This is a genomic window from Mesorhizobium sp. BR1-1-6, assembly GCF_020165355.1.
Classification (GTDB): domain Bacteria; phylum Pseudomonadota; class Alphaproteobacteria; order Rhizobiales; family Rhizobiaceae; genus Mesorhizobium.
This window is the reverse complement of the sequence record NZ_JAIUHZ010000002.1, coordinates 224,400-236,590: the sequence shown is the minus strand read 5'-3', so window position 1 is coordinate 236,590 and position 12,191 is coordinate 224,400. Positions and strand designations below refer to the sequence as shown.

The 12,191-nt window shown below is 63.1% G+C and carries 12 protein-coding genes; 10 read left to right on the top strand and 2 right to left on the bottom strand.

The window, feature by feature from the left end:
• Positions 1-241: 241 nt before the first annotated feature.
• From leuA to LB545_RS06330, 4 genes are all read left to right on the top strand, one after another.
• Positions 242-1,978 (top strand): 2-isopropylmalate synthase, encoded by a 1,737-nt coding sequence (gene leuA, locus LB545_RS06345; protein WP_140666865.1) that lies wholly within the window; start codon positions 242-244, stop codon positions 1,976-1,978.
• Between the two features lie 182 nt (positions 1,979-2,160).
• Entirely contained in the window at positions 2,161-3,936 is a 1,776-nt protein-coding gene (locus LB545_RS06340) for a tetratricopeptide repeat protein (RefSeq protein ID WP_140524941.1), read from the top strand.
• A gap of 329 nt (positions 3,937-4,265) precedes the next feature.
• Complete coding sequence (locus tag LB545_RS06335) at positions 4,266-5,069, top strand: alpha/beta fold hydrolase (RefSeq protein ID WP_140518309.1); 804 nt, start codon at positions 4,266-4,268, stop codon at positions 5,067-5,069.
• 110 nt (positions 5,070-5,179) lie between these two features.
• Positions 5,180-5,797 (top strand): hypothetical protein, encoded by a 618-nt coding sequence (locus LB545_RS06330; protein WP_140496090.1) that lies wholly within the window; start codon positions 5,180-5,182, stop codon positions 5,795-5,797.
• Here the strand turns inward: LB545_RS06330 and LB545_RS06325 are convergent.
• A complete protein-coding gene (locus LB545_RS06325; protein ID WP_140496091.1) occupies positions 5,781-6,704 on the bottom strand; it encodes a metallophosphoesterase family protein in 924 nt (307 codons plus the stop codon). The genes LB545_RS06330 and LB545_RS06325 overlap by 17 nt on opposite strands.
• 53 nt (positions 6,705-6,757) lie before the next feature.
• Here LB545_RS06325 and LB545_RS06320 point away from each other — a divergent pair, with 53 nt between their 5' ends.
• Complete coding sequence (locus LB545_RS06320; protein WP_140556147.1) at positions 6,758-7,255, top strand: NUDIX domain-containing protein; 498 nt, start codon at positions 6,758-6,760, stop codon at positions 7,253-7,255.
• Between the two features lies 1 nt (position 7,256).
• On the opposite strand, the gene LB545_RS06315 is transcribed toward LB545_RS06320, so the two are convergent.
• Positions 7,257-8,255 carry a glutathione S-transferase family protein gene (locus LB545_RS06315; protein WP_140624204.1) on the bottom strand — a complete coding sequence of 333 codons (999 nt, stop codon included), beginning with the start codon at positions 8,253-8,255 and terminating at the stop codon, positions 7,257-7,259.
• A 287-nt stretch (positions 8,256-8,542) separates the two neighbouring features.
• Here LB545_RS06315 and LB545_RS06310 point away from each other — a divergent pair, with 287 nt between their 5' ends.
• From LB545_RS06310 to LB545_RS06290, 5 genes are all read left to right on the top strand, one after another.
• Positions 8,543-9,079 carry a GNAT family N-acetyltransferase gene (locus tag LB545_RS06310; protein ID WP_140496094.1) on the top strand — a complete coding sequence of 179 codons (537 nt, stop codon included), beginning with the start codon at positions 8,543-8,545 and terminating at the stop codon, positions 9,077-9,079.
• Positions 9,080-9,138: 59 nt separating this feature from the next.
• On the top strand, positions 9,139-9,900 hold the full coding sequence (locus tag LB545_RS06305; RefSeq protein ID WP_140556150.1) for a 3-hydroxyacyl-CoA dehydrogenase: 762 nt from the start codon (positions 9,139-9,141) through the stop codon (positions 9,898-9,900).
• A 67-nt stretch (positions 9,901-9,967) separates the two neighbouring features.
• The gene (locus LB545_RS06300) at positions 9,968-10,747 is read left to right on the top strand and encodes a HugZ family protein (protein WP_140582207.1); all 780 of its coding nucleotides are present in this window, start codon (positions 9,968-9,970) and stop codon (positions 10,745-10,747) included.
• A gap of 156 nt (positions 10,748-10,903) precedes the next feature.
• Positions 10,904-11,248, top strand: a complete 345-nt coding sequence (locus LB545_RS06295; RefSeq protein WP_140496438.1) for an ArsR/SmtB family transcription factor — start codon at positions 10,904-10,906, stop codon at positions 11,246-11,248.
• Positions 11,249-11,386: 138 nt separating this feature from the next.
• Positions 11,387-12,190, top strand: coding sequence for a TrmH family RNA methyltransferase (locus LB545_RS06290; RefSeq protein ID WP_140582209.1), 804 nt, complete (start codon positions 11,387-11,389; stop codon positions 12,188-12,190).
• Position 12,191 lies beyond the last annotated feature (1 nt).

The window sequence follows — 12,191 nt, the reverse complement described above, 5'->3', positions numbered from 1 at the left end:
CACCACCGCTTCCCGTCAGACCGGCTTTGCCGGCGAGACCGTGCGCGCGCTTGCCTCGACGCTGCTTCTTCTCGGCCTTATCGGCGATCGCCGGGTTCGCTGAAGGAGCGCCCGGCGGTCGAGCCGCCGCGCAAGCGCATGCTCCTTGGCAGTCACATCAAGCGAACGAAAAACTGGTAAAGGCGCCACTCGCCACCCATCCGCCTGAAGGCGGATTCGAGGGTCGCCGGGAGAAACGACGATGAACGCACGAGAAGAAATCCGCGTAAGCGAGGCCCCGGCGGGCCAGCAGAACGGCGGCATGCCGGACGCCGCCCGCAAGTACCAACCCTACCCAATCGTCGGCCTCACCGACCGGACCTGGCCCTCGAAAGTGATCGACAAGACGCCAATCTGGTGCTCGGTCGACCTGCGCGACGGCAACCAGGCGCTGATCGACCCGATGGGCCACGAACGCAAGGCGCGCATGTTCGCGCTGCTGCTCGACATGGGTTTCAAGGAGATCGAGATCGGTTTCCCTTCGGCCTCGCAGACCGATTTCGACTTCGCCCGCTGGTGCATCGAAGAGGGCAGCGTACCGGCCGACGTTTCGCTGCAGGTGCTGGTGCAGTGCCGGCCCGAACTGATCACCCGCACCTTCGAAGCGCTCAGAGGCGCCACCAACCCGATCGTGCATTTCTACAATTCGACCAGCGAGTTGCAGCGCCGCGTCGTCTTCGAGAAGGACGTTGCCGGCATCAAGCGCATCGCCACCGATGCCGCCAAGATGATCACCGACATGGCAGCGAGTTCCGGCGGCGGCTACCGTTTCGAATACTCGCCCGAAAGCTTCACCGGCACCGAGCTCGAAGTCGCGCTGGAGATCTGCAACGCGGTCACCGAGATCGTGAAGCCGACGCCTGACAACAAACTCATCATCAACCTGCCGTCGACCGTCGAGATGTCGACGCCCAATATCTATGCCGACCGCATCGAGTGGATGTGCCGCAATCTCGACAGGCGCGAGAACCTGATCATTTCGCTGCACCCGCATAATGACCGTGGCACCGGCGTCGCCACCACCGAGCTCGGCCTGATGGCCGGCGCCGATCGCGTCGAAGGCACGCTGTTCGGCAATGGCGAGCGCACCGGCAATGTCGACATCGTCACGCTGGCGCTCAACATGTACACGCAAGGCGTCGATCCGAAGCTGGACTGCTCCGACATCAACCGGATGAAGGATGTCTACGAATATTCGAACCAGCTGAAGATTCCCGAGCGCCATCCCTATGTGGGCGAACTCGTCTACACCGCCTTTTCCGGCTCGCACCAGGATGCCATCAACAAGGGTATGAAGGCGCTGAAGAAGGCCAACACGCCAGTGTGGGAGGTTCCCTATCTGCCGATTGACCCGGCCGACGTCGGCCGCAGCTACGAAGCCATCATCCGCATCAACTCGCAGTCCGGCAAGGGCGGCATCGCCTATGTGCTGCAGGCGGATTACGGGCTCAACCTGCCGCGCAACCTGCAGATCGAGTTTAGCCAGGCAATCCAGGCGATCACCGATGCCGAAGGCAAGGAAGTGCCGGCCAGGCGCATCTATGAGCGCTTCCTCGATACCTATGTCGACCAGCCGGGCGCCAGGCTGAAATTCCTCGATCACCACACCTATCCGGACACCGAGGTAAAGGGCCGGCGCGTTGTCGAGGCGGTCATTATCGACGACGGCAAGGAGATGACGATATTAGGCACAGGCACAGGCCCGATCGACGGCTTCGTCGATGCGCTGTCGCGCCATGTCGGCGTCGATATGTCGGTGCTCGACTATTCCGAGCACTCGATGCAGCGCGGTTCGAACGCCTCGGCCATTTCCTATGTCGAGATGGAACATCCTGACGGCAAGCTGTTCGGCGCAGGCATCAACACCAACATCGTCGCTGCCTCGCTGGAGGCCGTGGTGTCCGCCGCCAACCGGATTATCGGCAAAAGAGCCGGTTGATACAGGCCTGGAACGAATTCGGGACCATCGTCGTTTAGCGATTGGTCCCGACTTTTGTGTCATTAACCACCGGGAAATTATCCGGTGTGGTACGCGATCGCATAATACGTGTATGCTTGTACGGTGGTGCGGTAACGATATGATCGCGCCTCAACCTGTGCCGACTTCGAGAGGATCGACACTTGCAGCATGCCACGCCTGCCGCCCCCGCAGTGCGCGAGACACTGGAGCGACTGCTTGCCAGCGAAACGTTCGGGAGATCCGAGCGCGCGCGCAAATTGCTTCGCTATCTCGTCGAGCGCGAGCAGGCCGGGGAAGCCGACAGGCTCAAGGGCTTTTCCATCGCCATGGATGTTTTCGGCAAGGACGGCGATTTCGATCCGTCCACCGATGCCGTCGTGCGGGTGCAGGCGGGCCGCCTGCGCGAACTGCTGCAACATTATTTCGCCAATGAAGGCATTGCCGAGCCGGTCCGCATAGCCATTCCGCGCGGCGGTTACGTCCCGGCCTACGAACTCAATGCCATCCGCCTGCCGCAAGCAGCGGAAGCCGCCAGTCACGCAGAGCCGACAGCCAGCCTGCCCGAACAGTCCGGTGCCGCCGATGATGCCGCACCCATGGCGGCCTTGCTCGGCCAGGTTCCTGCGGCGGGCCTCTCGGTGACGCGCCATCTCAGGTTCTTCTGGATCGCGATCGCCGTGGTTATCGCCATGTTGGGCGTTCTGATCCTGCGCCAGGGCGGCGGTGCCTTGCTGGCGGGAGGCGACATCCCGGCAACGTTCGAGACCGCCGGCGAAACCGGCAGCATCACGCCGTCGCCCATGGTCGAAGCGCTGCCGCTCGTCTACATCGCCCTCAGGGCCAACACTCCCAATGCCAGTCGCGTCGCCGCATCGCTGCGTGCCGGCCTGAGCGGCTTTGACACGATCGACTTCATCGGTCGCAACACCGTCAACAAAGCCGATCCGGTCGCCGATGCGACGAGTTTCATTTTCGATATCCTGCCTGGACCAGACGCGGGCGACGTTACCATCGAACTGCAAAGCTTGGCGTCCGGACGGGTGCTGTTGTCGCGCAACCTGACCGCCGCCGACAGCGCACCAACCGTAGTCGAGGATCGCATATCCGGCATTCTCAGTGCGGCACTTCCCGCTTCTGGCACCATCTACAATTACATCGAGCAGTCCGGCGCGGAGACCGGCCTGACGCAGTGCCTGCTGCTCAACGACAAATACTATCTCGACCAGAACGCCAGGACTCACGAGACCGCCTATCGTTGCCTCGAAGCCCTTGCCAACAGTGGCGCGAAATCGTCACTGGTTTATTCGGAACTCGCCTCATTGCATTTGGAGGCCGTGACCGACCACTACGCCTACCCGCCGGACGCAACGATCGAGAAGGCGATGACGTTTGCCCATCGCGCCGTGCAGATGGGGCCGACCAGCCCGTACGCACATCGCTCCTACGGCTACATCAATTCGCGCCTCGGCAATGCCGACGAGGCCCTGCGATGGATGCGCAAGGCCCATGATCTTAACCCCTACGATCTCGCCATGGCCGCCGCCTATGGCTACGGGCTGGTTTTCGCCGGCCGGTACGCCGAAGGAACACCTCTTCTGGCGCATGCCGTGGATGCCTCGAGCGGCCACCCGACCTGGTGGGACTTTGGGCTTTTCGCCGGAGAATTAATGCTGGGCGATACCAGCAAGGCAGCGATAGCCAGCAGCGCTCTGAGAACCACTGCGGCGAAATCGCACTATCTCGCCGCCCGTCTGATCGGCGCCAAGATCGCCGGTCGGGACAACCAGGCACGCAGGCTGCTTGATGAGCTGATAACCGAATTTCCGAAATTCGCCGCCAATCCGCGCGCAACCTTCATCGACAGAAAATATCCCGCCGATCTGACCGAGCGGCTGGTCGACGCCTTGCGTGCCGCCGGGCTCTTCAACGCGAGCTAGATGTGAGCCATTCCAGGGCAGCTAGTGCCGGGTTCCCTTCCGGAGTTGCGTGAAAATGAGGACTTCAAGCGGACAGCGAGTCCATCGAATAATGAAAGGCCCAAAAGCGTTTCGCGTCGAAACGGATTCATGCGACACGCCTTAGGTCTTTTTGCTCGTGCGTGTCGTTCGCCCAAATCGAGGTCGCTTTTGGGAGCGGCATCCACCAGCAGCCGGCTCGCTGTTCGGCCAATCGCCTAATCGCGAAAATTTTACTGGCGAATGCTCTGGACTAGGAGCAATTCAGCCACATTTCCATCGCGCCTTCTCGAATAAAGCCTCAATCTTTCATGACTTCATCACTTTATGCCGACGAACGGGGTGTGGGTTCGAAGACCATCGTCCTGCTGCATGGTTTTGGCGGCAGCCACGATGTCTGGCGCGAGGTGATCTCCTTGCTGCCGCCTTCCGTACGCACATTGGCCTATGATCTGCCGGGACACGGCCTGTCGCTCGACTTTCCGTCGGCCGGACCGGCCAAGGTCGCGGCAAACGCCATCCTTGCCGACCTCTCCGCACGCGCGATCAAGCGCGTCCACCTCGTCGGCCATTCGATGGGCGGCGCGGTTGCAGCGCTGATGGCGTTGGCGGAGCCGGCAAAAGTCGCCTCGCTGACGCTCCTGGCGCCGGGCGGTTTTGGCCCCGAAATCAATGGACCGTTGTTGCGCCGCTTTGCCCGCGCGCAGGACCTGGCCGAAGTCCAGGCCTGCCTCGCCGAAATGTCCGGCCCTCGAGCCGCGCCCTCGCGTCGCATGGCCGAATTGCTGTGCGAAATGCGCGGCCGCCCCGGACAAACCGAAAAGCTCGTCGAGATCGCGGCCGCCATGACCAGGAGCGATCGACAGGGCGTCATCCCGCGCGAGCGGCTCGATGCGCTGAACATGCCGGTGATGGTGGCGTGGGGATCGGATGACGCCGTTCTACCCTTTACCCAAGTGGATGACCCGCCGGAGCGCTTCCATGTGCACCATGTGCTGGAGGCCGGCCATATGCTGGCCGAGGAAGCGCCCGACCTGATCGCCGAGATCATTCGCCGCAACAGCAATCGCCGCGTCGGGCCGCAACGGGTGAAACTGTCCGCCGCGGCCAGCTGACTTCTTCCGTCTGCGCCGCCAACGGCGACCCTTGATGCATTGATCTCGCCAGTGCATTTTGCCGGCGGCTGTGTTAACTCCATGTTAACCAAACCCGCGAGGCCACGCCCATGAAGGATGCAGGCGAAAAGATCATCGACCCGTCGAGAAAATTGTCCGATGCCATTCGCGATGTAAAGAATGCCTTTGCCGATCGCGACGACGTCGTCGTCGACATGCGCGAGGCGCATCGCATGCGGCTCGACCTTCTTGCCACCGAACTCGCGCCCGTTTTTGCCGACGTTCCCGCCGACATGGACAGTTTCGACTTCGTCGTCTCGTCCGGTCTGCAGCCGCGCCTGTGGATCGACGCCGTCAGCCATGTCGCCATGGGGCGCGACCGCCGCACCTACCGTTTCCTGAAGGACACCCGCATCGGCCGTGTGGTGCTGGCCGAATCGAGCGAGATGAAGCCGGTTGCCGATTCCGTGACGCGCTATGTCGCCGAGCGGATCGTCGAACGTCAGAGAATGATGGAGGGTGGCGTCGAGGCTGCCGTTCCCGGGATGAAGCGGCACGTGGTGCCGGAAGCCGAGCCGCCTTTGCGATCGCCACCGCGCAGCAAGGGCTGGTCGGCCGTCCTGTCCGGCCTTGGCCTGATCGCCGCAGGCGCGCTGGTGGGACTGGCGGTTTCGATCGTGCTGTTCTGGGACCGTATCGTGGCGCTGGGGCTCAGCTTGCGGCCATAGCCGGTTGCGCCCCGAGCTCGAGCGTCTGCAGATCCGAAGGTGGTATCGCCGGCCCCGTCAAGCCGCGCCGCGTCAGGCGGATGCGCCAATCGCCTTTTTCACCGTCTATGTCGAACAGATTGTACTGCGCCGCCGGAGGCTTGCCGCCGGGAGCCTGGCCGGCCGCGGCGACGCCAACCACCGGGACCTTGGCGTCGCGCGGGCCGATCTGAAACAGCGACGGCAGATGTGAATGGCCATGCAGGACGAGCTCGGCACCGTGCCGGCGAATGATTTTGTGGAAGCGGGCGATGCCGAACAGCCGCTTGTGCTGCGGGACGGCGCCCCGCACCGGCGGATGATGGATCATGATCGCACGGAACAATCCTTGCTTCGCCGTCGCATCGAGTATTTTGCGCAGCCGCTCGGCCTGGCCTTCCATGAAGAAGCCGTTGGCCATGAAGGGTGCCGTGGCACGCGCCGTGGTGATGCCGATCAACGCGACATTGCCGCGCACGCGCAGATAGGGAAACGAATTGCGATCGACCGGACTGTTGACGCCGTCGCCCGTCATCCATGCCGCCCAGGACCGGCACACCTTGTCGAAGGCGCCAGGCACATAGGCATCGTGATTTCCCGGCACCACCGACACGTCATGCGGCGAGCCGAGCGTCTCCAGCCAGTGCTTGGCCATCTCGATCTCGCCGTCGAGTGCCAGGTTGACGAGGTCCCCGGTGACCGCGAGGTGATCGGGCGCGCTGGCCTTGATATCGGCCACGATGGTGTCGATCACCGCATCGTGCATGTGCCGGCGACGGTTGCGCTGCCAGTTGACGTAGCCCAGCACCCGCTTGGAGGCGAGATCGCGATAGGTTACTTCAGGGAGTGGCCCCAAATGGATATCGGAAATATGTGCGAGCCTGAACATTTCTCCTTCATAGGCGACGCGCACGCGGCTTTCCACCCACGGTTTCGCGACTGATGACGACCGATCCCGAGAGCACTTTGCGCCAGACCGGCTGGCCGGGGCTGCGAGCCAGGCTGTTCCATCTCTACTTCGTGCTGCGGCGGCCAATGACGCTTGGCGTGCGCGGGCTCATCCACGAAACGGCCTCCAACTCCCTCTTCCTCATCCGCCACACCTATGTGCCGGGCTGGCAGCTTCCCGGTGGCGGAGTCGAGATCGGCGAGACGATGGCCGAAGCGCTGGCGCGCGAACTGGCGGAAGAGGGCAATATCACGCTGACCGCTCCGCCGGTGCTGCGCTCGATGCATTTCAACCGCCGCGCCAGCCGCCGCGACCATGTCGGCCTGTACCTGATCGAAAAATTCAGCCAGGCGGCCCCGAAACTGCCGGACCGCGAGATCGCCGAGGCCGGTTTCTTTCCGCTCGACCGTTTGCCCCAGGGTACGACCCCGGCAACGCTGCGGCGCATCGCCGAGGTTTTTGGCGGGAAGCCGCCATCACCCTATTGGTAGTTCAGGCAGCCGCCTTGGCGAACCGTGCCCTGTCATGCCCCGCGCCGTAGTCAATTTCCGGCCCCACAGGCACTATACGCGTCGGGTTGATCGTTTCGTGGCTGCCGTAATAGTGCGACTTGATATGATTGAGGTTCACCGTGCCGGCTATGCCAGGCACCTGGTAAAGATCGCGCAGATAGTTCGACAGGTTGGGATAGTCGGCGATGCGGCGCCGATTGCATTTGAAATGGCCGACATAGACCGGGTCGAAGCGCACCAGCGTGGTGAACAGCCGCCAGTCGGCTTCGGTGATCCGCTCGCCGACGAGATAGCGCTGATTCGACAGCCGATGCTCCAGCGTGTCGAGCGCGGCGAACAACTCCCCGAACGCTTGCTCGTAGGCGGCCTGCGTGGTGGCGAAGCCAGCGCGATAGACGCCGTTGTTGATGGCAGGATAGACCAGTGCATTGACCGCGTCGATCTCGCCGCGTAGCGCCTGCGGATAGAAGTCGAGGTTGGCGTCACCCCAAGCGTCGAAAACTGAATTCAGCATCCGGATGATTTCGGAGGATTCGTTGGAGACGATGGTCTCATCCCTTTTATCCCACAGCACCGGCACCGTGACCCGGCCGGAATAGTTAGGGTCGGCCCTGGTGTAGATCTGGTGCAGGAAGTCCAGGCCATAGAGCGTGTCACCTGTGGCTCCGTCCTGCGCCAGGAACGCCCAGCCATCGGCGCCCATGAAATGATGGACGACCGACACGGAGATGATGCCTTCAAGCTTCTTCAGCGCCCGGAAGATCAGCGTTCGGTGCGCCCAGGGACAGGCAAGCGAGACATAGAGGTGATAGCGACCGGGCTCCGCCTTGAAGCCGCGGCCGCGGCCGCGGCCTTCGGCAGGCGCCCCGTCACGAGTGATCCAGTCGCGCCATTGCGACTGCGCCCGCACGAATTTGCCGCCGCTGCCTTTGGTGTCGTACCAGCGGTCCTGCCATTTGCCTTCGACCAGCAATCCCATCGCTTGTCCTTTCCTGTCTAGGATTTCATGTAGGGCTCCAAGTCGTTGCATGGAATCGCCGGGCGCTGAACAGATCGTCAAGCACGTCGCGGCGCCCGTTGCTCTCTACCTGCAAAACCGCCGATTGCAGCGGCGGGAAATTGATGCTAGCGGACACTCCGCATGTTCGATTTTGCTTTGATCCGGTTCGACCGACGACGAAAGGGCGCCCACGCTTGATAAAGCGCTGATTGGCGAATGCTGCCGTTTGCAGCAAACCTTTCCTCCTGTACCGGAACGCAAAGACCATGAGCCTTGCCGACGTAGAATACCTGCCGGAAACTCCGGCGCACGACCCTCAGATCGAAGCCATCAATGACGAAGCCTTCGGGCCCGGCCGTTTTGTGCTGGCCGCCTACAAGATCCGCGAGGCCGGCGGGCATGAACGCGCGCTGTCCTTCGTCGCCATGGACGGCGATCTCGTGGTCGCATCAGTTCGCATGACCCGCATCGCCGCAGGCGCCGGACGCGCGCTGATGCTCGGGCCGCTCGCGGTGCGGCCAGCCTTCAAGAATCTCGGCATCGGCCGCCGGCTGGTGGCGATCGCGCTGGAAGCGGCCGCCAAGGCCCGAGCGCCCGCCGTCATGCTGGTCGGCGACGAGCCCTATTATGGACCGCTCGGCTTCAAGCGTATCCCGCGCGGCCAGATATCGATGCCACGCCCCGTCGATCTCGACAGGCTGCTGTCGCACGAGATCATGCCGGGCGCGGTTGCAAGGCTCACGGGCGAGGTCTGCCATGCCGACCAGGCCAGGGTCGCCGAGCACTTTGCCGCGATGGCTTGACCATTCGCGCCGATTGCGCGCCTGATCCACGCCTGACTCTCATGTGAAAGGATGACGCCATGAATCCAAACGGCGAGGTCGCGGTTGTTACCGGCGGCGGCTCCGGCCTTGGCGAGGCGACGGCGCGCGCGCTGGCCGCCAGGGGCGCCCGCGTCGCCATCTTGGATGTCGGCGTCGATCGGGCGGCCAAGGTGGCGGCCGAGATCGGCGGCATCGCCGTCCAATGCGATGTCGGCAGCGCCGACAGCGGTGTTGCCGCGCTTGCCGAGGTCGCGGCCAAGCTGGGCGAACCGCGCATCCTGGTCAATTGCGCCGGCATTGCCATCGGCGTGAAGACGATCGGCAAGGATGGTCCCCATCCGCTCGATCAGTACCGCAAGGTGATCGAAGTCAATCTGATCGGCACTTTCAACATGATCCGCCTCGTCGCCGACGGCGCCGCAAAGCTCGACCCGCTGCAGGGCGGCGAGCGCGGCGTCGTCGTCAACACCGCATCCGTCGCCGCCTATGACGGCCAGATCGGCCAGGCCGCGTATTCGGCATCAAAGGGCGGGGTCGTCGGCATGACGCTGCCGGTGGCGCGCGATCTTGCCCGTTCCGGCATCCGGGTCTGCACCATCGCACCCGGCATATTCAGGACGCCGATGATGGCCGGCATGCCGCAGGAGGTGCAGGATTCGCTGGGCGCCGCGGTGCCCTTCCCCTCGCGCCTCGGCGAGCCGTCGGAATATGCGGCCCTTGCCTTGCACATCATCGAGAACCAGATGCTCAACGGCGAGACCATTCGTCTCGATGGCGCCATTCGCATGGCTCCGAAGTAGCACTTGCCAGCCTGGCGCCATCGTCTGATAAGTGGAATAGCCAAATCAACTTAGCAGGGCGAGCATTTTGGCCGATCGAACGAAGGACGTGATCCGCGAGACCGACGCCGAGGCGATCCGGCAGGCCAAGACACTCATGCGCCGCGCCCGCTTCGGCGCCTTGGCGGTGTTGGAGCCGCAAACGGGTTCGCCGCTGGCGAGTCGGGTCGGCGTCGCCACCGACATCGACGGCACGCCGCTGATCCTGGTGTCGCAGCTTTCGGCCCATACGCCCGCCATACTTGCGGACCCGCGCTGTTCGCTGCTGCTCGGCGAGCCGGGCAAGGGCGACCCGCTCGCGCATCCCCGGTTGACGCTGATCTGCCGGGCAGCGCGGATCGAGCGCGGATCGGACGCGCATGCACGCGCCGAACGCCGCTATCTCAACCACAATCCGAAGGCCAGCCTCTATGCCGGCCTCGGCGACTTTTCGATCTTTCGTCTCGAACCGCAGCGCGCCAGCCTGAACGGCGGCTTCGGCAAGGCCTACCTGCTTGATCGCACCGATCTCATCACCGACGGGCCGATCGTCGAGGAACTGGCGGCCAGCGAGCAATCCGCGATCGACCACATGAATGCGGACCATCTCGACGCCGTCGCCCTCTACGCGCATCATTTTGCCCGGGCATCCGGCGACGGCTGGGTCATCGCCGGGTTCGATGCCGACGGCATGGATCTGGCCTCTGGCGACGATGCCGGCAGGGTCTTCTTTCCGCAGCCCTTGGTCACAGCGCATGAGTTGAGGCACGTCTTGGTCGACATGGCCAAGAGCGGCCGGGCGGCAACGTCGCCAAATAACCGCACTTAAATTACGTTTGATCAAAAGCAACGCTTGAGATTTGAATGAAATGTTCTACCCTTTGGCTGTGGCGCTGACTCGTTGGCGACCATTCACAACTGAGTTTATGGATTCAGGCACCATTGCCCCCATGGTGCCTCGATGAGCAAAGAGCATGGGGGATCGATGATCTCGACAAAGCTAATCGCCAACGCCGGATCGGCGGCCGAATTTCTGATGCTGATGGGCAATGAAAAACGGCTTTTGATCATGAGTTATCTGATCGACGGTGAAATGTCGGTCGGAGCCATCGCCGAGAAGGTGATGCTCAGCCAGTCCGCCCTGTCGCAGCATTTGGCAAAGTTGCGGGCGCTGGACCTTGTGGACACCCGCCGCGACCGCCAGATGATCTACTATTCCTGCAAATCCGACGCCGTGCGCGAACTGCTTGCCACGCTCGACGGCATTTTCGGCAGCGGCAAGGATGATCTGTCCCAGATGGCACAAAGGCTGCGCCGCGCCGGAACTTGAACGGCTGGTCGCGTAAACGTTTACGCCACCAGCGGCCTTCGGCAATGTGCGTCCATCCTGGGCGCGCAAATACACTTTGACACTGCATCCGCGCATCATGTTCTTGGCAACCGATTCCGATTGTCAGCCGAGGCTCAGATGACCCTTGTCCACATCGACGATCCGCGGGATCCGCGCGTCGCCGCCTATCTCGACATCCGCGAGCGTGACCTCGCCGGTCGACAGGGCCGCTTCATTGCCGAGGGCAAGGTCGTGCTCGACATGCTACTGTCGGCCGCGCGCTTCCGCGCCGAATCGGTGCTGGTTCTGGAGAACCGCTTGGCCGGCCTCGAAGAAATCCTGCACAAGGCGTCTCCTGACCTGCCGGTCTATGTCGCCGCCGGAGCTGTGATGGATGCCATTGCCGGGTTTCACATGCATCGCGGCATCCTTGCCATTGGTCGCAAGGAGACGCCCCAGCTGGCCGAGGCCCTGCTGGACGGCTTGCCTGCCCGAGCATTGATCGTGGTGCTCGTCGGCATCGCCAACCATGACAACATGGGCTCGATTTTCCGCAACGCCGCCGCGTTCGGCGCCAACGCGATCCTTTTGGATGCGACCTGCTGCGATCCGCTCTATCGCAAGGCGATCCGCGTTTCGGTCGGCGCGGCCTTGAAGGTCCCGTTCGCCTCGTTCAGCGACACCGCGCGGTTCGCCGCGACGCTCGACCGGCGTGGCTTTACCCAATTTGCGCTGTCGCCGCGCGGGACATCAGACATACGCGATGCAAAACCGGCCGAACGCCTGGCACTCTACCTCGGGACTGAGGGCCAAGGCCTGCCCGAAAGCCTGCTCGCCCGTCTCAATACTGTTCGGATCAACATGTCGGAAGGCTTCGACAGCCTGAACGTCGCGGCCGCATCCGCCATCGCCCTGCATCATTTCTGCGCCGGCGGTGCCTGAA

Bases quoted from the DNA above. Each gene is read 5' to 3' on its own strand.
- LB545_RS06290 (WP_140582209.1), top strand. From the start codon at position 11,387: ATGACCCTTGTCCACATCGACGATCCGCGGGATCCGCGCGTCGCCGCC.
- LB545_RS06335 (WP_140518309.1), top strand. From the start codon at position 4,266: ATGACTTCATCACTTTATGCCGACGAACGGGGTGTGGGTTCGAAGACC.
- LB545_RS06330 (WP_140496090.1), top strand. From the start codon at position 5,180: ATGAAGGATGCAGGCGAAAAGATCATCGACCCGTCGAGAAAATTGTCC.
- LB545_RS06310 (WP_140496094.1), top strand. From the start codon at position 8,543: ATGAGCCTTGCCGACGTAGAATACCTGCCGGAAACTCCGGCGCACGAC.
- LB545_RS06325 (WP_140496091.1), bottom strand. From the start codon at position 6,704: ATGTTCAGGCTCGCACATATTTCCGATATCCATTTGGGGCCACTCCCT.
- LB545_RS06305 (WP_140556150.1), top strand. From the start codon at position 9,139: ATGAATCCAAACGGCGAGGTCGCGGTTGTTACCGGCGGCGGCTCCGGC.
- LB545_RS06315 (WP_140624204.1), bottom strand. From the start codon at position 8,255: ATGGGATTGCTGGTCGAAGGCAAATGGCAGGACCGCTGGTACGACACC.
- LB545_RS06295 (WP_140496438.1), top strand. From the start codon at position 10,904: ATGATCTCGACAAAGCTAATCGCCAACGCCGGATCGGCGGCCGAATTT.
- leuA (WP_140666865.1), top strand. From the start codon at position 242: ATGAACGCACGAGAAGAAATCCGCGTAAGCGAGGCCCCGGCGGGCCAG.
- LB545_RS06320 (WP_140556147.1), top strand. From the start codon at position 6,758: ATGACGACCGATCCCGAGAGCACTTTGCGCCAGACCGGCTGGCCGGGG.